The 23,841-nt window shown below is 43.3% G+C and carries 30 protein-coding genes and 1 tRNA gene; 17 read left to right on the top strand and 14 right to left on the bottom strand.

Annotation, left to right across the window (positions count from 1 at the left end; genetic code table 11):
* Positions 1–14 precede the first annotated feature (14 nt).
* The gene (locus C7391_RS02680; protein ID WP_133517008.1) at positions 15–1,088 is read right to left on the bottom strand and encodes a tRNA dihydrouridine synthase; all 1,074 of its coding nucleotides are present in this window, start codon (positions 1,086–1,088) and stop codon (positions 15–17) included.
* A 238-nt stretch (positions 1,089–1,326) separates the two neighbouring features.
* On the opposite strand from C7391_RS02680, the gene C7391_RS02675 reads away from it, so the two are divergent.
* Both C7391_RS02675 and C7391_RS02670 read left to right on the top strand, forming a co-directional pair.
* Positions 1,327–1,896: a nucleoside monophosphate kinase gene (locus tag C7391_RS02675; RefSeq protein WP_133517007.1), complete on the top strand. Its 570-nt coding sequence runs from the start codon at positions 1,327–1,329 to the stop codon at positions 1,894–1,896.
* Between the two features lie 5 nt (positions 1,897–1,901).
* On the top strand, positions 1,902–2,414 hold the full coding sequence (locus tag C7391_RS02670; protein WP_133517006.1) for an RNA-binding domain-containing protein: 513 nt from the start codon (positions 1,902–1,904) through the stop codon (positions 2,412–2,414).
* Between the two features lie 24 nt (positions 2,415–2,438).
* Here the strand turns inward: C7391_RS02670 and C7391_RS02665 are convergent, their stop codons facing one another.
* Together C7391_RS02665 and C7391_RS02660 are read right to left on the bottom strand one after the other, a co-directional pair.
* Positions 2,439–2,729 carry a signal recognition particle protein Srp19 gene (locus C7391_RS02665; protein WP_223611040.1) on the bottom strand — a complete coding sequence of 97 codons (291 nt, stop codon included), beginning with the start codon at positions 2,727–2,729 and terminating at the stop codon, positions 2,439–2,441.
* A 98-nt stretch (positions 2,730–2,827) separates the two neighbouring features.
* Complete coding sequence (locus tag C7391_RS02660; protein WP_133517005.1) at positions 2,828–3,655, bottom strand: sugar phosphate isomerase/epimerase family protein; 828 nt, start codon at positions 3,653–3,655, stop codon at positions 2,828–2,830.
* Between the two features lie 188 nt (positions 3,656–3,843).
* Between C7391_RS02660 and mtrE the strand changes: the two genes are divergently transcribed.
* The 9 genes from mtrE to C7391_RS02615 all read left to right on the top strand — a co-directional run bounded on the left by mtrE (position 3,844) and on the right by C7391_RS02615 (position 10,666).
* Complete coding sequence (gene mtrE, locus C7391_RS02655) at positions 3,844–4,758, top strand: tetrahydromethanopterin S-methyltransferase subunit E (protein WP_133517004.1); 915 nt, start codon at positions 3,844–3,846, stop codon at positions 4,756–4,758.
* Positions 4,755–5,489 carry a tetrahydromethanopterin S-methyltransferase subunit D gene (mtrD, locus tag C7391_RS02650; RefSeq protein ID WP_133517003.1) on the top strand — a complete coding sequence of 245 codons (735 nt, stop codon included), beginning with the start codon at positions 4,755–4,757 and terminating at the stop codon, positions 5,487–5,489. The genes mtrE and mtrD overlap by 4 nt, the downstream gene beginning before the upstream one ends.
* Complete coding sequence (mtrC, locus tag C7391_RS02645; protein ID WP_133517002.1) at positions 5,486–6,325, top strand: tetrahydromethanopterin S-methyltransferase subunit MtrC; 840 nt, start codon at positions 5,486–5,488, stop codon at positions 6,323–6,325. The genes mtrD and mtrC overlap by 4 nt, the downstream gene beginning before the upstream one ends.
* Complete coding sequence (mtrB, locus tag C7391_RS02640; RefSeq protein ID WP_133517001.1) at positions 6,322–6,636, top strand: tetrahydromethanopterin S-methyltransferase subunit MtrB; 315 nt, start codon at positions 6,322–6,324, stop codon at positions 6,634–6,636. Before mtrC ends, mtrB begins: the two co-directional genes overlap by 4 nt.
* Position 6,637: 1 nt before the next feature.
* Positions 6,638–7,417: a tetrahydromethanopterin S-methyltransferase subunit A gene (gene mtrA, locus C7391_RS02635; RefSeq protein ID WP_133517000.1), complete on the top strand. Its 780-nt coding sequence runs from the start codon at positions 6,638–6,640 to the stop codon at positions 7,415–7,417.
* A gap of 19 nt (positions 7,418–7,436) precedes the next feature.
* Positions 7,437–7,640 carry a tetrahydromethanopterin S-methyltransferase subunit F gene (locus C7391_RS02630; RefSeq protein WP_133516999.1) on the top strand — a complete coding sequence of 68 codons (204 nt, stop codon included), beginning with the start codon at positions 7,437–7,439 and terminating at the stop codon, positions 7,638–7,640.
* A 22-nt stretch (positions 7,641–7,662) separates the two neighbouring features.
* Positions 7,663–7,893, top strand: a complete 231-nt coding sequence (mtrG, locus tag C7391_RS02625) for a tetrahydromethanopterin S-methyltransferase subunit MtrG (RefSeq protein WP_133516998.1) — start codon at positions 7,663–7,665, stop codon at positions 7,891–7,893.
* A 42-nt stretch (positions 7,894–7,935) separates the two neighbouring features.
* Entirely contained in the window at positions 7,936–8,886 is a 951-nt protein-coding gene (gene mtrH / locus C7391_RS02620) for a tetrahydromethanopterin S-methyltransferase subunit H (RefSeq protein WP_133516997.1), read from the top strand.
* Positions 8,887–9,775: 889 nt separating this feature from the next.
* On the top strand, positions 9,776–10,666 hold the full coding sequence (locus C7391_RS02615) for a hypothetical protein (RefSeq protein WP_133516996.1): 891 nt from the start codon (positions 9,776–9,778) through the stop codon (positions 10,664–10,666).
* Between the two features lie 163 nt (positions 10,667–10,829).
* Here the strand turns inward: C7391_RS02615 and bcp are convergent, their stop codons facing one another.
* On the bottom strand, positions 10,830–11,309 hold the full coding sequence (gene bcp / locus C7391_RS02610) for a thioredoxin-dependent thiol peroxidase (RefSeq protein ID WP_133516995.1): 480 nt from the start codon (positions 11,307–11,309) through the stop codon (positions 10,830–10,832).
* Between the two features lie 416 nt (positions 11,310–11,725).
* Here bcp and nikR point away from each other — a divergent pair, with 416 nt between their 5' ends.
* The 4 genes from nikR to C7391_RS02590 are packed head-to-tail and all read left to right on the top strand — an operon-like array spanning position 11,726 to position 13,501.
* Positions 11,726–12,169, top strand: coding sequence for a nickel-responsive transcriptional regulator NikR (gene nikR, locus C7391_RS02605; RefSeq protein WP_133516994.1), 444 nt, complete (start codon positions 11,726–11,728; stop codon positions 12,167–12,169).
* A 36-nt stretch (positions 12,170–12,205) separates the two neighbouring features.
* Positions 12,206–12,730, top strand: coding sequence for a fluoride efflux transporter FluC (locus C7391_RS02600; protein ID WP_166627376.1), 525 nt, complete (start codon positions 12,206–12,208; stop codon positions 12,728–12,730).
* A 1-nt stretch (position 12,731) separates the two neighbouring features.
* Complete coding sequence (locus C7391_RS02595) at positions 12,732–13,148, top strand: fluoride efflux transporter FluC (RefSeq protein ID WP_133516992.1); 417 nt, start codon at positions 12,732–12,734, stop codon at positions 13,146–13,148.
* A gap of 29 nt (positions 13,149–13,177) precedes the next feature.
* Positions 13,178–13,501, top strand: coding sequence for an MGMT family protein (locus C7391_RS02590; protein ID WP_133516991.1), 324 nt, complete (start codon positions 13,178–13,180; stop codon positions 13,499–13,501).
* A 44-nt stretch (positions 13,502–13,545) separates the two neighbouring features.
* Here the strand turns inward: C7391_RS02590 and C7391_RS02585 are convergent.
* A tRNA-Lys gene (locus C7391_RS02585) sits at positions 13,546–13,619 on the bottom strand.
* 386 nt (positions 13,620–14,005) lie between these two features.
* Here C7391_RS02585 and C7391_RS02580 point away from each other — a divergent pair.
* Positions 14,006–14,233, top strand: a complete 228-nt coding sequence (locus C7391_RS02580; protein ID WP_394343202.1) for a TRAM domain-containing protein — start codon at positions 14,006–14,008, stop codon at positions 14,231–14,233.
* A gap of 271 nt (positions 14,234–14,504) precedes the next feature.
* Here C7391_RS02580 and C7391_RS02575 read toward each other — a convergent pair whose 3' ends face one another.
* The 8 genes from C7391_RS02575 to mbhE all read right to left on the bottom strand — a co-directional run bounded on the left by C7391_RS02575 (position 14,505) and on the right by mbhE (position 22,605).
* Positions 14,505–15,443, bottom strand: a complete 939-nt coding sequence (locus C7391_RS02575) for a DUF4198 domain-containing protein (protein WP_133516990.1) — start codon at positions 15,441–15,443, stop codon at positions 14,505–14,507.
* Between the two features lie 408 nt (positions 15,444–15,851).
* Entirely contained in the window at positions 15,852–16,589 is a 738-nt protein-coding gene (gene mnhG / locus C7391_RS02570) for a monovalent cation/H(+) antiporter subunit G (protein ID WP_223611029.1), read from the bottom strand.
* Positions 16,590–16,862, bottom strand: a complete 273-nt coding sequence (locus C7391_RS02565) for a monovalent cation/H+ antiporter complex subunit F (protein WP_133516989.1) — start codon at positions 16,860–16,862, stop codon at positions 16,590–16,592. It lies immediately after the preceding gene.
* Complete coding sequence (locus tag C7391_RS02560) at positions 16,859–17,371, bottom strand: Na+/H+ antiporter subunit E (RefSeq protein WP_223611030.1); 513 nt, start codon at positions 17,369–17,371, stop codon at positions 16,859–16,861. Before C7391_RS02560 ends, C7391_RS02565 begins: the two co-directional genes overlap by 4 nt.
* The gene (locus C7391_RS02555; RefSeq protein ID WP_133516988.1) at positions 17,368–18,969 is read right to left on the bottom strand and encodes an NADH-quinone oxidoreductase subunit M; all 1,602 of its coding nucleotides are present in this window, start codon (positions 18,967–18,969) and stop codon (positions 17,368–17,370) included. Before C7391_RS02555 ends, C7391_RS02560 begins: the two co-directional genes overlap by 4 nt.
* A complete protein-coding gene (locus C7391_RS02550; RefSeq protein ID WP_133516987.1) occupies positions 18,966–19,385 on the bottom strand; it encodes an NADH-quinone oxidoreductase subunit K in 420 nt (139 codons plus the stop codon). Before C7391_RS02550 ends, C7391_RS02555 begins: the two co-directional genes overlap by 4 nt.
* Complete coding sequence (locus C7391_RS02545; RefSeq protein ID WP_133516986.1) at positions 19,382–19,990, bottom strand: MnhB domain-containing protein; 609 nt, start codon at positions 19,988–19,990, stop codon at positions 19,382–19,384. Before C7391_RS02545 ends, C7391_RS02550 begins: the two co-directional genes overlap by 4 nt.
* Positions 19,987–22,605 carry a hydrogen gas-evolving membrane-bound hydrogenase subunit E gene (gene mbhE, locus C7391_RS02540; protein WP_133516985.1) on the bottom strand — a complete coding sequence of 873 codons (2,619 nt, stop codon included), beginning with the start codon at positions 22,603–22,605 and terminating at the stop codon, positions 19,987–19,989. The genes C7391_RS02545 and mbhE overlap by 4 nt, the downstream gene beginning before the upstream one ends.
* Before the next feature lie 143 nt (positions 22,606–22,748).
* On the opposite strand from mbhE, the gene C7391_RS08560 reads away from it, so the two are divergent.
* The gene (locus C7391_RS08560; RefSeq protein WP_263295323.1) at positions 22,749–22,880 is read left to right on the top strand and encodes a hypothetical protein; all 132 of its coding nucleotides are present in this window, start codon (positions 22,749–22,751) and stop codon (positions 22,878–22,880) included.
* 70 nt (positions 22,881–22,950) lie between these two features.
* Here the strand turns inward: C7391_RS08560 and C7391_RS02535 are convergent, their stop codons facing one another.
* The gene (locus tag C7391_RS02535; RefSeq protein ID WP_166627375.1) at positions 22,951–23,688 is read right to left on the bottom strand and encodes a protease inhibitor I42 family protein; all 738 of its coding nucleotides are present in this window, start codon (positions 23,686–23,688) and stop codon (positions 22,951–22,953) included.
* Positions 23,689–23,841: the final 153 nt, after the last annotated feature.

Genomic DNA, 23,841 nt, shown 5'->3' with positions numbered 1-23,841 from the left:
CAAAATAATGTTTATCAAAACGAAGCGTTGTCGCCGATTTTCCCGTATTCAAGCGCGCATTTCTCATTGTATTCGGCAAAAATGCCTGAAATTTCAAAAGCCAGCGCGCTTCTTTCTTCGGCAAGCTCGTCGTCGGAAAAATGCCGAATTCGAACATCCTTATGAAGATCGTTAATTTTCAATCGCATTTCCCGCGAATACGGCAAACCCTTCGTAAACCATTGCGCATGCGCCCGAATATTGACATGCGGAAGCAAATCATATTTTTGCAAAAAGAAAAAGTAGCGATTGAAATCATCGACCCGGTTTGAGAAATCATCGGTCTGTGACATGTTTGCCGGCTCACCGTTTTCCAAATAAAATTTAAGCCTTCTGAAAACAGACGGATTTCCGATGGCGGCGCGGCCGACCATATAACCGTCGCAATTCGTTAAATCCATCGCCGTCTGAAGCGATTTTTCATCAACAATATCGCCGTTTAAAATGACGGGAATCGAAAGCTCTTTTTTGATTTTCGCAATAATTTCCCAATTCGCGTTTCCCGAATACATTTGACCGCGCGTTCTTCCGTGAACGGTAATCGCCGACGTGCCGGCATCTTCCAAAGATTTCGCCAAGCGAAGCGTTTTTTCATCATCATTGTAAATTCGGATTTTGGCGGTGACCGGGGTTTCAATCATTTCACAAACGCGGCGAATGATGGAGGCCGGATGATTTTCCGCGCCGAAATCCTGCGCCATTAAGGCGGCACCGCAGCCGGTTTTTGTAATCGGCGGAGACGGGCAGCCCATATTAATATCAATGACTTTGGCTGCCGGAGAAAACATTTTTTCAAGCCCGGCTGCCGCTTTTGCAATCAATTCGGAATCACTGCCGACAATTTGAACACCGTAAGGAACGCCGTCAATTGAAAAGCCGCGATTTTTCGCATACGGATCACCATGGTTGAAGCCGTCGGAGTGAATCATCTCCGAGTACGTGAAATCCGCGCCGCACCCGTGTGCGACAAAACGGAAGGCCGGATTTGTGACGTCAGCCATCGGCGCCAAAAACAAAACCGGTTTTTTCGGGTTAAAATCATAAAACATAAAACAGCCTCAACGACGTTATCAATAGATTTTCTTCTATTTTACAATTACTTCTGTGAGGACGCGTTTCACCGCCGGCAATGCAACGCCGCCGCGCGCGAGTTGCCCGGCTTTTCAAAAAGTAAAACAAAATCGTATCACGGGTTTTAAATTGTTTTATTTCACGATGAAAGGGGATGCTTTAAAATGAATGAAGGCATATTTTTTCAAAATTAGAACTATTTCAGGAGAAAATAAATTGAGAATTATTGCTTTTGTCGGCATGCCCGCATCCGGAAAATCCGAAGCGTCCAATGTTGCGAGAGAAATGGGCATTCCCGTTGTCACAATGGGTGATGTGATCCGAAAAGAAGTCGAACTGCGCGGCGCAGACCCGGCCGACGGCGGTAAAATCGCGAATGAATTGCGCGAGAAAGAAGGCATGGACGCCATTGCCAAAAGATGCATGGTCATGATTGAAGAAAAAATGAAAGAAAATCCGTCAAAGGTTTTCGTCATTGACGGCGTTCGCGGAATCGCGGAAGTCGATTATTTCAAAGAGCATCTCGGAGACGGATTCATGCTCGTTTCAATTGCGATTGACTCCCCGATTGAAGAGCGTTTTGACAGAATCATGTCACGCAAAAGAGAAGACGACATGGACAACATTGAACAGCTCAAAGAACGCGACACGCGTGAAATCGGATGGGGCATGGGCGAAGCGATTGCAGCGTCAGACAGAATCATTGAAAACACATCCACGTTAGACGCTTACCGCGCCAACATCCGCAATCTCTTTGAAGAAATGATTGCCGAAGAAGGAAAATAATCGGGATGAACATGCTCAACGCGAAAGTAACCTTTTTTGCACCCGTTTACAGAACGGAAGACCCTGAAAAAGTCGGTGCGGCTGTCTCCAATATGGCAAACTTCGGCCGCCCGAAAAGCGAAGAAATCCGCCCGGATTTTATTTCCGGCACAATTCCCGCTCTCGATAAAATCGATTGTGACGGCGAAAATATAAAACAAACCGCCTGCATCAACGGAAATTTGGAACTTCTTTCGGGAATTCATTATTTGATTCGAAAAGAAGAAATCATTGATACCGCCAATACCGCTTTCAAAAATGGAACGGATGAAAGCGGCTGCCAAACTCTTGTTGCGCTCAATAAACAGGCGGCATTGATGAAGCACCTCAGCTTCCCGGCAGATGTTGAGCCGCTCGGCTCCGTTTATTTAGAAATTGAAGCGGAAACGCCGGACGCGCTTTTAAAAATTATTGATTGGCTGACACCGCCGACAAAAGAAGGTATTCCGGTTTACGAATTAAAAATGAACGAATTGTAAAAAAAGAAATAAAGTTTAAGAGGCTTAATTGCCTCTGATTTTTTTAATTTCGGCCGCGATTTTGCGGACGGAATCATTTTTGGGTTCGTCGTTATTAATCATAACGCGGCCGCTTTTTTCCCACCAGGAGCGGGGATAAGATTTATCGGTTTCCGGAAGCGGAGAAAGTCCCAAATTCTGAGCGGCTTTGACGATTTCATCAAATTCCGGCTTGGAGACGGCGCTTTTCTTTGAAATAACGCGGCCTTCGGCGCGGGTTCTTTCCTTATCCAAATAAGCCGGCCAAATCACAAGCCTGCCTTCATCTTTCATCATGTTTTTCAAATCCTTACCTTAATGATAATCATAAAATTGCTTCTTTGTATTAAGACTTTTTTTATTTGTGCAACAGGCTGTTGCACAAACAGAATCAATTAAAGATTCCAGAATTCCGAAAGCTTATTTTTGAAAAACTCTTTTCCGGTTCGGAATTCTTCAACGGAAAACACTTCGAAATTGAAAGTTTCGTCATAATTTCCGAGACCGCGAAGAGCGGAATAATCAATGGTTCCCTGACCCGGCGCATAATGTTCGTCTCCGCCGTAGCGGCCATTGTCAACGCCGTGGTTGTCATGAATATGAACGTGAACCACAAGCGGTGAAATCGTTTTAACGAATTCCGCCAGCTTTTGCGGATCGCCGCCGCAGGTCAGGTTCGCGTGACCGATGTCCAGCGTCGCGCCGAGATAATCAGAATCCACCAAATCGACTGCTTTTGCCAGCTCTTCCGCGCGGCAGCACAAGTTCAGCGGATCTGTATATTCTTTGTTTTCCAAACCGATCATAATGTCGATCTCTTCGGCGTAGTCCGCCAATCTTTTTAAATTTTGGACCATTCGGCCGAACGATTTTTGAGCGCCGCCTTCCGTGATTCGGCCGGGATGAACAACCAAAACGTCAGCCCCGGCGTGAGCGGCAATATCCATTGATTCAAACATCAATTGAAAATCCGAATCATCCATTCTTGCCGTATCAATTGAAAGTTCCCGCGGATGTTCCCCTTCGGGGTCCGGGAAATAAGGCGCGTGCGCCGAGCAGTAAAAATCGTAGGAGAAAAATGAATCGAAAAAAGCATCTAAGCGATCCTTTTGAAGCTCTCTGCCTTTGTAGAGATTCATTTTAGGAATGTAAAGTTCAACGGAATCCGCCAAACCATCCAATTCGGAAAGCGGACCCGCAAATGAAGAAACACCAAATTTCATGGAGAACTAAACGGAGACGGAATATATTAAATTGCGTGTCAGCACAAAAACGCAAGCAAAATACACAGAGGGCAAACCGCCGCGGAAATAATTCAGCGATTATATTAAATATAAGTTTGAATTAGACCTGCGAAAACAAAAACAAAACGATTCAAAACGACAGATGTTTATAAACGGAGGAGGAGAGAATGGACCCGCTGATTGGAATGGGCGTGCTGGCACTGGTCGGTGCTGTTGCTGCAATTGCAGGCTATACCGAAGATTTGGAATCCGTTGTCGGTTCTCAAAGCAACCCGAATTCTCAAGTTCAACTGGCTCCTCAAATGAAATATCCGCACCGCCTTTTTAACAAAGCAATCTCCGGCGAACCGCTTTCAAACGGTCTTGCCGCGGTCATCGGCGCTGTAATCGCTGTTTCTCTCGAATCTTTTTACGATTTATCAATTATAACTGTCATTGTCATCGGCTCAGTTGCGGCGATGATGATTCATATGATTTTAGCAACAACCTCATTTTTTGGAAGAATCTCAAGTCAAAGCCGTTTTAAACAACCGATTTACTTAGATGTCTTCAAAACCAATCTCCCGGTGATTGCCGCTTACGCTTTTATGACAACGGCGTGCATTTTGATTATTTGTTACTTAATGACATCTTACCTGGAAATTTGGATTCCGATTCCTCTTTTGGCTCTAATTCTCGGCATTACGGTCGGATCCATCGGCTCTTCCGTCGGCGATATACAATACGGCGCCGAGCGTTTATACCAGAATTTAGAATTCGGATCGGGCATAAACGCCGCGTATTCCGGAAATATTGTCAGAAAAGCGGAGTCGGGAATCAGATCCGGCGTTGACAACTCGTGGTTTTCATCCAAATTCGGCGGCCCGACAACGGGAATCGCTTTTGCCGCCGTTTTATTCATGACATCTTGGATAACGGTTTTATTCAACCCCGAATGGGGAAATGCTGTCGGATGGATTGGTTTAATCGCAGGCGTTTTGTTTATTCTCGCAACAATATTAATTAACCGCTTTTTAGAAAAGTCCGCCCGCCGCAATTTCGGCCCTTACAGAGAAGAAGAAAAGACGGAGATTGTAGAATGATGAACATAATTCTTTTCTTAATTGCGTCTCTTTTAATCACGCTCGGCGGCGTTTTGATTACAATCAGCGTTCACTTGATTCCCGTCGGCGGCGCGCCCGCGGCAATGGCACAGGCAACAGGCGTCGGCACCGGAACAACGCAACTGGCAGCAGGTGCAGGGCTGACCGGCTTGTTGGTTGCCGTCTCTGTACACCTCCTCTCAGGCGATGTGCTGCTCAGCATTATACTCGGCGGCATCGGGTCCGCCATTATGATTTCAATCGTTATGCTGATTTCAAACATCGGCTACATTTACGGCATCGGCATTCCGCTCGCCTCCGGAAAAGCGGTTCGCGATCCGATGACAAAAGACCGCCAGGATATTTATGTGTCCAAAGGAACGGAAGGACACGGCATTCCGACCGCGGCATTTTTAAGCGGCATCGTCGGCGGCATTATCGGCGGAATCGGCGGCTCATTGATTTACTCAGTAATTTATACCGTGTTACATTCACAAACAGATTTTGTATTTTCAACGCCCGCCGCCTTAACAATTTCAATTCTTTTATCAATTTCAATATATTTTATCAATGCCGTCATCGCGTCATACAATATCGGCGGAACGATTGAAGGATATTATGACCCGAAATTCAAAAAATTGCCCAAAGCGATTATCGTTTCAGCCGTTATGACATTCATTTGCGGCATTATGTCTCTCTTTATTGTAATTCAGCAAGGAGGCGCATTATGAATCCTACCGGAAGCAGAAGCGAACAAAAAACAAAAGAAGATAAATTCTTCTTGCTTGAAAAACCGGCATTGGAAGGCTTGTTGATCAGTCTTCTGACAATTTATGCCGCTGTTTTGGGAGGACCAATCGTTTCTTTCACAGCCGGTGTCGGAATGGTTTTTGCAATTATTTGGGCGGCGGATGCGGTTCGAAAAATTTCAAAATATGGCCTTGGAACAGGCGTTCCGTCGGTCGGGATGTTCGGCATCGGTCTTGCCTGCATCATTTCAATTTTTGCCGTATCCGTAAATGCGTTTTGGAGCCCGATGATCGGCGTTGTTTTGGCTTTAGTTATCGGATGGATTAGCGGAAAACTCATCAATAAAATTCTCGGCATGAACATTCCGTCAATGGAAAAAAGAATCGCGGAAATCACAGCCGGTTGTACGCTTGCAATGATTGCCTCTTTTATCGTCATCGCAGGAACGCTTGAGAGCACAATTGTTTTTTCAAGTTACATTTTAACAGGAATTTCCGCGCTCGGATTTATCGGCATTGCCGTTGCCGTTTTCCATGCTTACAACGCAAATCTCGGGCCCGACGAAGCGCAGGACCGGACAAAAATGCTGACGGTTTTAGACGCTTTGCTTTTGTTGCTGATTCTCGGCATTGCCGCATTCTTCATGGGATACGGATCAGGTGCAACGCTTGCGTATTTAATCGGAGCAGGAATCACAATCTTTATGTCAATTGCTTTTATACTTATTTCATTCTATAAATTTTGGACTTATGTAAAAAGAGATGCCTGGCAAATTACGGAAACGGGCTTACTCCCCAGCGAGGAGGATTTGAATTGAAAATACGAATTGCACCTGAAACGGAATTGGTAATGGATCCGTTGACATCGGTAATTTCTAAAGAAAAAAATATTGCTCCAAACCGCTCCATGATTTCGTTGATTAAAAAATTGGACGAAACGGAACATGTCATTGACGGTTTGATGGACTCGCTGTCTTCTGACAAACCGCTTCACAATTCCTGGCGCGGCCGCGAAAATGCGGCAATCGGTGCCGGGGTCGTGACGAATTTCTTTTACGGATTGATTGCCGGACTTATTCTCTCCGGTGTTTTTTTGCTTCTTTTAAGCGTTTTATACGGAGGGGTCTGAGATGGCAGACAGCGAAAAGTCACAGGCGGCAGCAGGCTGGCCGATGCTCAAAGGCGAATACCGGACAGGCAGCACTGAGTCGTGCGTTGCGGTCGTAACATGCGGCTCGCATTTGGACGATGAGGCGTTGGCCGCGGCGGGCGCAGCAATTTCCGGCTCCTGCAAAACCGAAAATTTGGGCATTGAAAAATTGGTTTCACACATCATTTCAAACCCGAACATCCGCTACTTGATCGTTTGCGGTGCCGAAGTAAAAGGACACATTACCGGCGAAGCGATTTTAATGCTTCATCAAAACGGCATTTCCAAGAACAGAATTGTCGGCGCAAAAGGCGCGATCCCGTATATTGAAAACTTATCGGAAGAAGCTGTGAAACGCTTTATGGAACAGATTGAATGCATTGACATGATTAATGTTGAGGACATCGGTGAGATTTCCGAGAAGATTAAGGAATGCATTGCAAATGATCCGGGCGCGTTTCCGGCAGCACCGTTGATTCAAGACGTTAAGGAAAAGACGAATGGAACCGATGGCGAAGAGTCGGATGAAGACGACTATGAACAGAGCGGCACGGTTTCGGGCGGCGCGTCCGTTGAAGAAATTTCATCTTTGACGATGATTACGCGTCTCAAATCTTTGGATCAGAAAATTGCCGGCATCGGCGATTATCACAAATTCCAGGCCGGATTTCAAGCCGGAAAAATTGAAGGGTTTGTCATCGGATTTGTATTGATGATTTTATTGGCGGCAGTTGCCGGAATTATTTTGGTTTTGGCATAATAATGAGGGAGCGGTGAAAATGAGAAAACAAGAAATCCGGAATAATTTGGATGAACTGGTCAGCAGTATCAGTTACCGTTCTCAATTGATTTCACGCGCTCAAAAATTAGATTCGGGAATTATAACAACACGGCGCATCGGATTTATTGCCGGATTTTTAACAGCGGTTGTTTTTGTTTTGGTGATTCCGCTGATTATTTGGCATTTAATCGGAGCGATTTAAAAAAAGAGGTTGAGGATTTCAGATGCAGGAAGAAATAAAAATTGAATTCCAAAATGAAGATGAAACGGTTTTGGAATATGAAGAAATCACACAGCGATTAGATCGTTTGGATGAAAAGGCAGAGTTTGTCCGCGCCGAAGTTGCTCAGCGAACGGGCCGAAAAATCGGCAGAGATGTCGGCATTTTATACGGTGTTCTTGCCGCGCTGATTCTGGCTTCGCTGTTTTTTATACTGATAAATTATTTTTCATAATTATTTTTTATTTTAAAATTTCAGGAAAATCGGAGTTAAATTATGTTTAAATTTGAAAAAAAGCAGGAGATTTATGAAGTCGGCGGCGTTCGTTTCGGCGGTCAGCCCGGCGAAGTTCCGACGGTGATTATCGGAACGATGTTTTACAACCGCCATAAAATTGTAACGGATGCGGACAAAGGAATTTTTGACAAAGCCGCCGCCGAGAAATTGTGGAACGATCAGCTTGAGATTTGTGACAAAACGGGTGTTTCCTGCGCAAATCAGCTTGTCGGCGAAACGCCTGAAGCGATTAAAAGTTACATTGACTGGTTCATTGACATTGACGATAAAACGCCTTTTTTAATGGATTCTTCTGACAGTGAAGTGCGCGCGGCAGCCGCTCTTTATGCAACAGAAATCGGCGTTCACGACCGTGCCGTTTACAATTCGATCAACGCAAGCATTGAAGAAAATGAAATTAAAGCGTTAACGGAAAGCAAAATTAACGCGTCAATTGTTTTGGCGTTCAATGCGATTAACCCGACGGTTTTGGGCAAAATTGAAATTTTGGAAAAGGGCGGAACCGGTTTGTCCGGCGGTCTGTTGGAAATTTCAAAAATGTGCGGCATTGAGAAACCGTTGATTGATGTTGCGGCCGTTCCGCTCGGCTCGGGCGCGGGCGCGTCTATGCGCGGCATTACGGCGATTAAAGGGCATCTCGGATACCCCGTCGGCGGCGGTTTCCACAATACGGCGTCAGCCTGGGACTGGATGCGCGAATTCAAAAAGACGCAGGAAAATCCCAAAGAATATTATTTGCCGGCAGACATCGGAACGAACTTAGTCGCGCAGGCACTCGGCGCAAACTTCCTGCTTTACGGCCCGATCGAGAACGCAAAATACGTTGCGTCTTCAGCGGCAATGGTAGACATCATGCTTGAAGAAAATGCCAAAGAATTGGGCATTGAACTGGTCAATGAAGAGAATTTACCGATCGGTAAATTAATTTAAAATTAATTTAAAATGATTTTATTTTGAATTTTTTGAAATAAATCAAAAAATAAACCCAAACATCGGGTTTGATAAAATTCATCAAATCCGAACGCCCATTAAAACCTGAAAAATTAAAAAATTATTAGTTCATGGTTTTACCGGCGTTCTTTTTTTATTTTTATTTTGAAACCGGATGTTTATTTTTTATAATTTTATGAAAGACAAAACAACCGCCTCCAACGCGAGTTTCATGAGCGAAGCGAATGAAAGGAAGCGTTGGAGATTCGTACTCATACGTTGAATAAACAACAAAAACAGCGAATAAATCATCGAATTAATAAATCGCTAAATTTGTTTTAACGACGGCGGGGAATAATCCGCAATTCTTCAATTTTACTCGCTTCGCTCGTAAAATCTTGAATTGCGGTCGTACTTGAAATTTTTATTATTTGAAAAAAACAAACATCATTTTTTGATAATTTCATTAAATCCGAATGCCGATTAACCCTAAAAATAATGAAATGAATGAAAACTTCATGATTAAAACGGCATTCATTTTTCAATTCATTTCATAAAAAACGATGTTTCCGGTTGATAAATTATTGAAAAAATATTGAAAAAGTATTGAAAAAGTATTGAAAAGGTATTGAAAAATACTGAGAAAATATTGAAAAGAAAAACATTTTTTGTTTTAAAAAACAATCCTCCCGCAATCAATTTTCAATTTAAAAAAATGATTTTTTTTGAATCAATTGGAAAGGAAAAATGTTTGGTTTAGAGACGATTTAAGAAGGCTTATATAAAAATAATAGATATTAAATTAATGGGGTTATTAGTTTATTAATTTCAAAATTATCTAAAAACTTAACTAAAAACAAAAAAATAATCGATCACAGAAGGTAAAGTTATGGCTGACACACCTACAGAGATGACAACATCCGGAACAGTTCGGGATGCGTCAAAATCAACATCTAAACCTGTTATTCCGTCTGAAATTAAGACAGGAACCGCTCCGAAATCTGCGGCAACACCCGCAAAGCCGGCAGCAAAACCGGCAACAAAAACACCGGCAAAAACAACTGCGACAAAGACGACAACAGCACGAACCCCGGCTGCAAAGTCAACCGCAGCAGCATCAAAAACAACAGCGTCCAGAACGACCGCGGCAAGAAAGCCCGCAGCATCTGCCGCAAAACCGGCAGCAACAAAGACAACGACTGCAAGAAAAACAACGACAACAGCAGCAAAAACATCAACGGCCGCCAAAACAGCCGCTGCTAAAAAACCGGCAGCAAAAGCAACAACTGCCTCTAAAAAACCGGCTGCAAAAACTGCAACCCGATCAACCGCTGCTTCGAAGCCGGCCGCGACAAAGACTGCCGCTGCACCGAAAACAGCAGCAAAGAAACCCGCAGCTAAAACAACGGCAACAAAATCCGCGCCGAAATCAACGGCAAAATCAACGGCAAAATCAACAGCAGCACCGAAGAAATCAATTCCCGTCAATGCTGAAGAAGGCTGGGAAGAAATTGACATCGACATTGATCTCGATGAAATCAACGAAATTCTCGAAGAAAAAATCAGCAACGGAAAGAAGGTTTTGAAAGAGAAGGAAATGCATTACGCGGACTTGCTCAAAGCTTACAGAAACGGTAAAAAAGAAAAGAAAGAAAGCAAAAAAGCAAAGAAAAAATCCAAAGGCAAAAAAATGTCCAAGGATGAAAAATATGTCGCATACGGTATTGTTGCCGTTTTAATGACATACATTGCTTATCATTTCTTCAGCCACCGCAAATAAATTAAATAAATGAATTTAAAATTCATTTTTTACTTTTCTTTTTTTTGAATATTTTCGTGTTTTACTTTTATGTTTTACTTTTGTGTTTGACCTTTTATGTTTGAACTTTTGTGTTTGAACTTTTTATGTTTGAATTTCTTTCAAGATATTTCATATCTTTTGATTATTTCAACGAATTTTTCAATTCTTCTAAAACCGCTTCAGCGTGACCTTTGACGCGGACATTATTCCAAACATTTATGATTTTGCCGTCGGAGTCAATCAAAAATGTGGAACGGACAGTTCCCATATTTTCTTTGCCCATGAACTTTTTCAATTGCCAAACGTCAAAAGCTTTGATGACTTGAAGCTCGGGGTCCGCCAAAAGCGTGATTGTCAAACCGGCTTTTTCAATAAATTTTTGATGGGAAGCGACCGTATCTTTGCTGACGCCGAGAATAACGGCACCGTTTTTTTCGAATTCACTTTTCAATGACGAAAAGTCAACAGCTTCTTGTTTACAGCCGCCCGTATTGTCTTTGGGATAGAAATAAAGAACAACTTTCTTTCCTTTAAAATCTTTTAAACAAACGTTTTCGGAATCTTGGTTCGGCAAACAAAAATCAGGGGCTTTGTCACCGATTTGAAGAGATGAGACAGGCATTGTTTGTAACTCCTTGAATTTTAATCAGATAAAAAAATGAAAGCGTTCATTTCATTAAATTCTTGTGAAATCTGTGAAATCTGTGAGATTCTGTGAAATCCGGTGAATTTCCGGGACTTGAATGAAAGTCAAACTTGAATGAAGTCAAGAATGAAAATAAAAATGAAAGAAAAATTTCAAAATCATACGAGTTCGATAAAATGAACAAAATAAACGAATAAATAGTGTTAAATATGTTCAATGAAAATATGATTTAATCATATGATTGAAAAGGGCTTCTTTTTTAAAACACGCTTCATGCAAATGGATTGAAGTGATGAAAGAAGCGTTTTTTCTGATTTAAAATACAATTTTTCAGGATTTATAAAATCTGAAAGAAGTATTTAATCCGTATTAACTTGTGTGGTGAAAATATTATGATTGACGACAAAAAAGTTTCGGAAAAAGAGCTGATGAGAATCGGTGTTTCGCTGCCCGATAATCTTTTGACAAAATTCGATAATATTATCGAAGAAAGAGGTTATTCTTCACGCTCAGAAGGTATCCGCGATGCGATTCGCAGCTACATTAACCATTACGAATGGATGAACGACATCAAAGGACGCCGTATCGGAACAATTTCGTTGGTTTACGACCACACCAAACGCGGTCTTTCCAACATGATGGCCGAAATTCAGCACGAACATTCCGACATCATCAAAACGTCTATTCACATTCATTTGGATCATGACAACTGTTTAGAAGTTGTCGTTTTAGACGGAGACGGACGCGACATCAAATCGCTTGCCGAAAAAATCATTTCACTCAACGGCGTTAAATTCTCAAAATTAACGACAGTTCCGTCCACCGAAAAACTCTGAACAATCAATAAAACAGAGCAAACGGAGAAGAGGGAAGTGGCAGAACCGGAACAAAAAATCAAATCCGATTTAAAAAAATCAAAATCGGATACTTTTGATTTTCTGACCAAATCTGCCGTTTTTTCCGTATTTGCCGGCGGCTTTTTGGGAACAGTCGCCAGAACTTTTATTTTTATGATAACCCCGACAGCGGGCGCAGATATTTTTGTCAACATTGTCGGCAGTTTTTTAATCGGATTTTTAATGTTTCTTCCGGCAGTCAAAAATGAAACGCCCGGCATCCATTCCGATAAATTAAAACTCAACAAACGATTATTCATCGGAACCGGATTTTTAGGCGGTTTCACCACTTTTTCATATTTTATGCTCAGCCCGTTTTTAACCGTGTTTGATGAAACGGCGGCGGGTTTGACTTCAATAATGACAGGAAGCTTCATGATTCAATATTTGATTTATGTCACATTTATCATACTCATCGGCATTTTTGCCGCCTTTTTAGGGAAATATTGCGCCGAAAAAATGTTCAAAAACAAAGATAAAAATCTGAAAGGGGCTGTTTGAAATGGCTGTTAGTGAAATGGCGATTTTAGGACTCCTTTTTGCCGGAATCGGCGGAACAGCCGGCGCTTTCATTCGATTCATCACGGTTGAAGTTTTCAAAAAACAGACAACATTTCCGGCCGGCGTTTTGATTTCAAATGCAGTCGGAACATTTGTATTGGCTTTGGTAACGTTTTACATTTCTAAAGAAGCCGGCTCCTTGGAGGGTGAAATTTTCAGGCATATGGAACTCTTTGTTTTCTTTTTCAACACCGGCGTTCTCGGGTCATTGACGACGTTTTCAGCCCTCTCTTATGATAATTTAATTTATTTGGAACAAAAGAAATTTCTGGCGGCCGCCGCAAATATATTTTTGAACATTACGGCAGGAACTGTCGCTGTTTTTGCAGGATTTCTGGCGGCGTTTTACATTTTGTGAAAAAATCTGATTTTTATAAGAGGGAAACGATGGAAAAGAAAAAAGATTTTCAAAAGAAGTATCAGGAAGTCTATAAAATCGTTTCAATGATTCCGGAAGGCAAAGTGACCACTTACGGACAGATCGCTCTGATGATCGGCGGCCTGACAGCAAGGCAGGTCGGATACGCAATGCGGACGGCGCCATCCGGGCTTCCGGCACACCGCGTTGTCAACAGCCTCGGCAAACTCTCGCCGGAATACGTTTTCGGCAGTCAGGAATTACAGAGAACTGTTTTAGAAAGAGAAGGCATTACGTTTACGCCGGCCGGAAATATTTGTGTGAAAAAACACATGTGGGGCCCGGACGAATAAAAGCACAGCTGCAGGGTTTAAAATTTAAAAAAATGAATGATAAGCGGGCCCGAAGGGATTTGAACCCCCGACCTACGGATTAAGAGTCCGCCGCTCTGCCTGACTAAGCCACGGGCCCACGCTTGTGAAAATCATTTCAAGAGCAATCGGCTGAATAAACAATTTATCTTGAAAATGAATACTCTAAATCCGTTTGACCTTATATAAACATTTCGCCGACTGCCGCTTTCGGCGGCGAATTTGACGGATTCAAAAACCGACATGCATTAAAAACAGATTTTTTGAATGAAACGGGTTTTGAAAAATTGCGGCTCTTGTTTTGATTTTGAATTTTCGGAACGTATTTATAACATGTCCTGCTTCTTTCAAAGAATTAATTTATTAAGATTCTAACTTACTCTTTTGCTTAGCAATAACGACAAACGGTTCGGTTCTTTTAAATTAGTTTTTCCAAAAGTTGACACTTTATAAAAGTGCCGACAAAAATAATTAAAGGTAATTAAAATGTTTAAAAATTCAATGTTTAAAAACAGCAACGAAAATGTCGCAGCACCGGTTTCCGAAGGCAAGACATACGATGTTAAAATCGAAGACGTTGCTCAGAAAGGCGACGGCATTGCCCGCGTCGAAGGTTACGTCATCTTTGTCCCCGACACAGTCGCAGGCGAAGAAGTGACAGTTAAAATTACAAGAGTTCTTCCCAAATACGCATTCGCAACCGTTGTCGAGTAATTCTTTAATTTCGAATAATAATCAGCTTCGTTTGAAGCTTTTCATGTGTTTTGATTTATTCAAACACTCATTTTTTTTATTGTTTTTTCATAAAAGCAGACATGCTTTAAAAATACCGAATAATTGCAAAAAATGATAACAATACTGAATGAATAACGGTACTGATTTGAAAAAAAAGAAATTGATTCAAGAAAGTCTTGAATCAATCAAAGGGGATAGGCGTTTTTGTTTTTGAAATTATCCCGACGAAGCGGGATTAAAAACGCAAAAATTACTTTCTGCGCATAAACAGAACAGCGCCGACACCGATAATAGCTAAAACCGCGAAAACGATTCCGAATCCGGGTGTTTCGTTGTTGGTGTTTGAGGATTCGTCTGCTGTGCCGTAAAATTGAGGCAAAACAGGGAAGGTGTAAGTTGCTTTGTAGGGTGTGCCGTCAACATCAGCCGAAGCGACAAATGACCAAACGCCTTTTTCGGGAATTGCCGAAACGAATTTTCCGGCTTCATCGGTCATGGCGCGCTTGGAGTAGATCAAATAAATGCTTTCGCCCGTTGTGTAATTGGAAACAAGCATATCATAAAGTTCTTTTGCTTCAGCCGCTGTTTTGACGGGTTCGACATAGTATTTCACGTTTTCAGCGCCTGTGCCGTTTTCATAAACGAGCCTGCCGAAAACGGTTTCGCCTTCAGCCAATCCGCCCATGCGTGTGTACATTGTAAATTCAAGCGGCAAACCGAGCTGTTTGTTCCAGTCATCCCAGGTTCCGTCACCGACAAAAATTGCCAATTTTGCAATTTCAGTTGTTTCACCGGGAAGCGTAGCGTAAAGGAAGTAAGTGCCGCTTTGGGTGAAGTTGTAGTTGATTTTTTGATAAGTCACTGTGTCTTTTTCACCGCTCAAAATCTTGTCAACTTCTTGTGTTGCCGTTTGAGTTGTGACATTCTTTTTGGTTCCGTCAGGAGAAACAATTGTGACATTAACCGCTGTTGAAACGTTGCCGAAATCGTATTCAAAGCCGTGGCCGTGAATCAAAAGAATCGGAAGAGTTGTACCCTCTTTAATGAGGTAATCGTTGTAATCCGCTTCCATCGCGTCGGTAATATTATCGCCGACAATCAAAGCGGCGTTGTGTGCAGATGCGGGCGCCGCTGCAAAAAGCAAAATCAAAAATGCCAATAAGCCAATCATTGTAATTTTTTTAAACATAATAATAACTCCGTAACCGTTTTCGATTTATATTCCGAAAAACGGCTCGAAAGATAAACCAAAAATACATACTCCTGTGAAAAAACACATTATGACACGGAAAGCAGATAATTGCTTTCCGCGATAGTGTTTATAATATGATTGAAGGAGGTGAGTAGAGGAATCATAACCGACAAAAATATTATTTTTGTGTTACGATATTTTAAGAACGTAACAACCTGTATAATAAGGTTTTGATTTCGTATGAAATATTAAAAAAGATATTAGATTTTAAATAAATCAAAAAGAGATTGAAAACATAAGTGATAGAAACGGTTAATGAAGGGAGAAAATAAGAGTTATAAAAAATAAAAAGAAAAAAAGAATCAAAAGAAAATTAAAAAAGAAAACGAAAGAAAAAACGAATGATTATTCGTCTTTCTTTTCATCCTCTTGTTCTTTCATTTCATCTTTCGATTTGTTTTCGGATTCGTCTTCCGTTTCGGAATTTGTTTGATCATGAACGTTGTGATCCTTTTCCGGTTCTTCGAATTTTTCGAAAAACGGCGCCGATTTTTCAATCGATTCGGATCCGGTAATCAATTCTTCGTCGTCATCATCATCGCTTTCAACAAACGTATCGGGCGTGTGTTCAACGACATCATGAGCCAGAACAGATAATTCATCAACGAACTGTCCTGTCAGACGTTCTTTATAATGGTCTGACTGAATGTGATCCTTTTCTCTTCTTTCAATATCCAAAAAGACGTAAGAACCTTCATGGAAGTCGTAATCATCGCAGTAATCACCTTGGCGTTTGCCGCAGTAAGCATCAAAGAGCGTTTGGTCGCACGGCGGAATGTTGATGTTGTAAGCAGCGCGGCCCATCGCGTGGCCGGCAACCGGCGCAGTCATCAAGAGGAAAATCGCAATTGCGATGGCTTTGAGACCGAATGCTGTAAATCCGTCCTGAATCAAAATGCTGAGCAAAACGAAAAATGCACCGGTTGTCGCGATTTTTGTTGTTGCATGCAATCTGTTGTAAATGTCAGGGAGGCGGATTAAGCCGATCATTCCGACCAAAACGTCAAAAACACCGAACAAGAGACAGGCGTAGCTGAGGTAAAGGCGGATAGTGGTAAAATCAATGCTTGCCAAAAAATCCAATCAGAACACCTCCCCTTTGTCAATGTATTTAGCCAATGCTAAAGTGCCGATAAACGAAATTAACGCCAGTAAAATGGCAATGTCGATTAAGAATGTCGATTGCTGGGAGAAGGCGTAAATCGCAAAAATCACGACAAGCGTGTTGCCGATCGCGTCAACAGATGCCACTCTGTCCATGATTGTCGGGCCGACAAACAAACGGTAAACGGCCAAAAACAATGCGCAAGTCGCAATAACAAGCGCAATGGTGGTGACAAGTCCGAAGTCAATCATTCGAAAGCCTCCAAAACAACTTCTTCCAAATCCTCACGAATTGAATCACGCACTTCTTTCGGACTTTCAACGTAAATGGAATGAACGTAGAAAATACCGGGCCCTTTCAGCGTTTTGTTCTTGACGTGAACATCCATAATCAGCGTTCCGGGCGTCAGCGAAATGGTGTTTGCAAGCATCGTTGTTGAAATGCTGCGGGATGTTGTAAACGGATAAGCGATGATTCCCGGGCGGATATCCAACTTCGGTTGAAGGATTTTATAAGCCATGAAAATGTTCGCTTTGAGAATTTCACGGAAGAGAACATAGACATATTTGATTTTCTTCGGAATCTTGCGAATCACGTCGCTGCCCGAATCCGTAAACGTAAACATATCTCTAAACGGATAAAGAATCAGTATGGAGAAGAAAACGCCCAGCAAATAATTGCCGATCGTAAAGCTGCCGCTGAGGAAAATCCAGACAACGCCAAGCACCAGGTAAATCGTGTATTTCATTATTCGAATCATCTCGGAGCACCTCCAAGAACGGTTGTAATATACTCCGTCGGATCAAGAATTTGTGTTGCGATTATGTTTGAGATTTCATAAAGCGGCTCGGGGTAAACACCCAAAATAATAACAGCCGCGCACAACGCGACAATCGGCAACGCGATTTCAATGGAAATCTTATGCTTCTTCGCCGGAGCTGCTGCCGGAACCGGAACATCGGGATCTGCATCCGCTTCTTTTAAGCTTCCCTTATTTTCGCCCCAGAAAATCGCAATCCACGTTCTGAACATATAGAAAATGGTCACGACCGCCATTAAAAGAGCGATGAGGAGCGGGAGCCAAAATTCACCGCTGACAGCGGATTGGAACAAAGCGAACTTTGAAATGAAGCCGCCCATTGGCGGGAAGCCGGCAATTGACATGGCGCCAACGAGGAACGCCATTGAAAAGAGCGGCAAAATCGTAATTAATCCGCCCATTTTTCTCAAATCGCGTGTATGCGTTTCATGAATAATGCCGCCTGCTGTCAGGAAAAGCATCGACTTGGCAAGCGCGTGGTTGACAAGATACATGATGGCAGCAGCGATGGCAGCCGTCGTTCCGAGCGACAGGCCGAGCAGAACGTAGCCGATTTGAGACACGCTTGAGTAAGCTAAGACGCGTTTTAAATCCGTTTGTCCCATCGCCGAAATCGCGCCGACCGCAATTGTCAGCAGCGCGAAGAACATCAATATCGGCAGGAAGAAATCCTTTGTCGGGTACAATATCAGGAACAAGACACGAAGCATACAGTAAGCGCCGACCTTGATTAAAATACCGCTGAGCATCGCCGAAATCGGTGTCGGTGCTGTCGGGTGGACATCCGGAAGCCAGAAGTGGAGCGGAACAAGTGCTGCTTTGTTGCCGAAAACGACAATAAAGAGGAGTGCTGCCGCGATAATCACCCAAGGAATCGTTCCGGTTTCTGCTATGATTTGAATTTTCGCGGCTAAATCGGCCATATTTAAAGAGCCGACTGTTGCGTAAATCGTCACGATTGCGACCAGCATCATGAATGAGCCGAGCATGCCGAGTGCCATATATTTGTATGTCGCTTCCAGCTTGTGTGCCGAATCCGTAACGCTGAGCGCTTCATTTGCCATAATTAAACCGGTCGATGAAAGGAACATGATCTCAAAGAAGACGAAAAGGTTGAACAAATCGCCTGTTAAGAAAATGCCGAAAATGCCGGCAAGCATCAGGAAATAAAGCGGATAATAACTGGCGGAAAGAGAGTTCTTTTCGATGTAATCAAAGGAATAAATCAAAACGAACAAACCGATAAACGCTGTCAGTAAGACAAGCAATGCTGAAAGCATGTCGCCGACCAAAACGATACCGTATTTTCCGAATTCGCCGATGTCGTAAACTTGAATGCCGTCCTGATAAACGATCCAAAACAGAATCGCGGCTAAGGCGAGCAGGAGAACGGAAACAGTTATTGCCGCAATCTTCTGTGCTTTGGGCTTGTTTCTGAGGAACAGCATCACCGGCGCCATCAGAAGACCGATTGCAATCGGGAGCATAACAAGATTGTTGAGAACAAACGCCTCAATCCCTGAAAGTATAGAAATCATCCGTGAAGCCTCCTGAGTTCATCAACATCGGTTGTCCCGTACTCTTCACTGATGCGGTAAGCCAGCGTCAGCAAAATGGCCGTTGTCGCGAAGCTGATGACGATTGCCGTCAAAACAAGTGCCTGCGTCAGCGGGTCAACAAATGAACCGTTTTCTGTAAAGCCGGTCACAATCGGCGCGAGAATGCCGTTTGCGAAATCATCCGTAAAGATGAAGCCGGCGTGTTCGTTGATGGTTTCTGTCAGAATCGGAACAAGCGTTCCCGTAAAGATACCGGATGTCACGATGGTCAAATTGATCGCGTGACTGATTAAACTGAAACCGACAGCGATTTTCATAATATCGCGGCGAAGAATCATATAAATGCCGATACCGAAAACCAATGAAATCGTCAATGCGGTAAATACTTCGGTCATTTGAATTCCTCCGTGTTTGCAACTGTGTTTGCAGCTGTGTTTGCAGTCATATTTGCTGTTATGTCTGCCGTCACGTTTGTCGCCCCTGTTTTAACAGGTGCTTTGGGTTTTAAACTGAAATCCTCGCTTTCGCCGAGTAAATCCGCGCGGTCAGATTCCGACTCGTCGGTTTCTTTAATTTTATCCGAGGCGATGTTTGTTAATATGAAAAGCAAAGCACCGATAACGGTGAAATAAACGCCGATGTCAAAGAACATAGATGACAAAAGCTCGATTTCGCCGATGTGAATGCCGAAAATTTCCAAATGATAATGTGTAAATGCGCTTCTGAAATAATTGTGATTTACAATCATCGGCGCGATGGCTGTAATGGATGCGAAAAGCAAACCGTAAGCAACCCATGACAAATAATCCGGTTTCAAGCGGTTGTTAATGTATTTCATACCGTAAGCGACATACACTAATGCAATCGCGCAGACGAATAAAACGCCGCCGACGAAACCGCCTCCCGGAACATTCGCGCCGTTGAGCAGCAAATAAATCGAGAAGAGGATTGCGACAATAAGAACTGCTCTTGCCATTGTTTTTACGATAACCGTACTCATTTTTTCTCCTCCCGAATGGTGTTTGAAAAGCCTTCGTCCAAGTGACTGTTAACGGATTTTTCGTCAACACTCATGGTCGGCTTGTCACCGTTTTGATGAATGGTAACGTCCTCGCAGGGAACGTGACCTAAAACTTGGTTGCCGCCGACGGGCGCGCCCGGAATCGGACAGCTCGGGACGAAATTACCCGGAACCGCTGTCTTTGAAGCGGCATCAGCATCGGCATCAACCGACACGCCATCTTTTTTGGTGCGGCTTTGAATTAAATTATAAATTGCAAGCGCCGCGATTGACAAAACAGAAATTTCGCCGATCGTATCATATCCTCTGAAATCGACCACAATCACGTTGACAATGTTTTTGCCGCCTGTGAGTTCAACGCCCTTGTCCATGAAATAGTGGGAGAACGATTCAAACGCCGGGAACAAATCCGCACCCATAAGCAACAGGAAAAGCGCGGATGCAGCGCAAAGTGCAATGAATGCGTTTCGAAGACGAACTTTGTTGGTCTCGGGGCGGATGGCTTCTTTGGTTCTCAGCTTCATAATCACTAACAAGAACATGATTGTTGACAGCGTTTCAACGCAAAGTTGAGTCATTGCCAAGTCGGGCGCTTTGAGATAAGCGTAAAGCAGAGCCACGAAAAAGCCGAGCGCGGATGACGCTAAAATCATCGGAACGTATCTCGGCAAAACCGATGCGCCCCATGCCGCCAGCACAATGAGAATGAATAAAATCATTTCAGAGATTGCGATTTTGAAGATGAGATTTGTTGAAAAAATCGGCTGTCCTGTCGCTAACGCAAATCCGAGCGGAATGGCGACCATGAAAATAATGAACGCCAGCATGATTCCGACATAACGTCGCGGCGAGCCTTTTTGAAGCATTCTGCCGAAAGTTGCGCCGAATCTGAAAGCGTTGTCAACCATTGTGTTGTAAACGTAATTCAAACTGATTTTGGGATGCTTTTCATTGAAACGAACCTGCCACGCCGCGATTCTGTCGTATTGAGTGTAAAGCAGAATACCGAGCGCGAAGGTAATGATTGTCATGATAAATGCAGGCGTGATGCCGTGCCACAGCGCGACGTGAAGATGTTCAGCACCCGGCAAAATTGCGTTAACGGCGGGCTGAACCAATGCTTCAACAAACGGTGTCGGGACAAGACCGATGACAACGATTAAAACGGCCAGAATCGCCGGCGGCGCAAGCATGACCCAAGACGGATCATGAACGTGTTTGGGCACATCGGGGTCTTCCGTTCTTTTTCCCGTGAAGATTTTAAGAATTAATCTGAATGAATATGCAAACGTCAAAACACCGCCGATCACCGCGAGGACGGGAATGAGGTATGCGATTCCGCCGCCGAGGGCTTCTGCCATGTGAACGGAGGATTCATAGAAAAGTTCTTTGCTCAAATACCCGTTGAGCGGCGGAATACCGGCCATGGCTGCCGCGGCAATCACCATGAGAACGAATGTAATCGGCATTTCTTTTCGGAGTCCGCCCATTTTGCGGATGTCTCTGGTGTGCAGCTCGTGCGCGATAATGCCGACTAACAGGAAGAGACACGCTTTGAACGTGGCGTGATTGAGTAAGTGGAAAACGGCTGCCGACACGCCGATGCCGGGTTCTGCATAAGTTGTGAAGCCGAACATCGTCATGAGATAAGCCAATTGACTGATGGTTGAAAACGCGAGAATCGCTTTGAGGTCGGTTTGTTTAAGTGCTAAAAATCCGGCGCCAATCATTGTGATTAAGCCGAGGCCGGCAACCAGTACAAACCAATCCGTGGTTCCTGAAAACATCGGATGAAGACGCGCCACTAAAAAGACACCGGCTTTCACCATTGTTGCCGAGTGCAGGAACGCGCTGACAGGCGTCGGTGCTTCCATGGCGTTAGGGAGCCAAATAAAAAACGGGCCTTGCGCGGATTTGGCCAGCGCGCCGATGAGAATGAGAATCAGTGTGATTGTGAAAAGCGGACTTTCTTTAATCGCTGCCAACATTTCGGGGTTGGTCAGCATTTCTGAAATGCCGTATGTGCCGGTTATTGCAAAAAGGCACATGAAGCCGACAAACATGAAAAGGCCGGCACCGCCTGTGATTAAAAGCGCTTTGGTTGCGCCGTAAATGGATTCTTTGGTTTTTCGATAATAGCCGATCAGCATAAACGAGCTGATGCTTGTGAGTTCCCAGAAAATGAAGAGCTGAATCAGATTGTCGGAAAAAGCGACACCGAACATGGAACCCATGAAAACGAGAAGATATTGGTAGTAACGAACCAGATCTTCGTCTTTGGAGAGATATTTGTTGGAATACGATAAAATCAGTATACCGATAAACGAGACGATGAGACCGAGTAAAACGGCAAGCCCATCTGCGTAAAACGCCAGATTGACCGAAAGGCTCGGAATCCACGACACTGCGCCCGCCGGATTATTCCCGTCCATGATTGACGGCACCATGGAAGCGATCAGAAGAAAACAGACCGCAGCGATTGCAGCTGCGAACCATCCGACTTTCTCTTTCATGAGTTTATAAGCAAACGGCACGGCGAGTGTCATGACAAAGGGCAATAAAACGATAAGCGCAATAAAATAAAACGGATCCAATGTAATCACACCGTGTTTTTCAAGTTGATAAGTACTATACAGTAAATGAAAAACCAAAAAAATTCGAATTCTAAAAAAAACCTACTCTATCCAAGAGTTCACAATATATAAATTTTGGTTTTTACAGCGAGAGGGAGCGGTGTTTGAAACAAAACAGACGGACTGAATGTAACCTTTTTGGAGCCGGAATATCGGGAATAAAAACAAAAAAAAGAGAGGAAAAAAGAGAAAATACAAGAGAAAAACAAAAAAAGAGAGAAGAAAAGAAAAAATAAAAGAGAGAAGAAAAGAAAAATAAAAGATAAAAAAAGAAAAAGGAGAGAATTATTACCCTCTTGATTTCGATCAAACAAACGTTATGTTAAAGTAGAATTTAGAAACCGGTTCTTCCGTTCCTCTGAATTCGATTGCGTCAAACATGTATGTTCCGGCAATGTCTGATGTCACATACCAAATGTAAGTGCCGCCAACACCGGTCATGCCTTCTTCGTGTTCGTCTTCAACATATGTTGAATCCAAAAGTCTGAGCATCCCGTTTTCGGACATGGGTGCTATCCAGGTGTAACCTGTTGTCGGGTTGCCGCGTGTTCTGATTTCAACAACGCCGCCTGTTTTGGGTGTCGGAATGCCTTCATAAGTCAATATCAGATTCGGTGTTTCCGAAATGCTGTCAATCGGCGCAGCGTAATCCAATTGCTGTGTGATTGTGTAAGTCGGCGTGTCGCTACTGACGTGTTTGCAATCTGCTTTGAAGATGTAAGAGCCTTCTTTATCAGCCGTGATTGTGAAAATGGTATCCGCGCTGCCATTCTCGGCTGTTGCGGGATTGTTTTTGAGTTCGCTTGTGATGTTCAGACCGCTGACGTTTTCTGCGACCCAACGGTAACCGAGGCGGGACGCTGTCGGCAGAGAAATCTGAATTTTTTCATTTGCGCCGATTGCGAGTCCTTCTTTTTCGACCGTTATCACCGTAACAGACGTGTCAGTCGAATTATTTGTCGAGTTGTTTGTTGTATTATTTGCAGAGTCATCTGACCCGAGACATCCTGAAAAAGCGCATGCGAAAAGAAGCATGCACATCATAACCAAAACCAATTGAATCGATTTCATACAAATAAAAATGGTTTTGATAATATAAATATATAATACGCAGCAAAACGGTTTTATTTAAAAAATGAGAACCATTTGCCGAGTCGGCAAATGATTTTTACGTTTTGTATCGTTTAAGAGTTCTCT

It is taken from the genome of Methanimicrococcus blatticola, from assembly GCF_004363215.1.
Lineage (GTDB): Archaea > Halobacteriota > Methanosarcinia > Methanosarcinales > Methanosarcinaceae > Methanimicrococcus > Methanimicrococcus blatticola.
The sequence above is the reverse complement of the archived record's forward strand: the minus strand, read 5'-3'. Positions and strand labels throughout refer to the sequence as shown.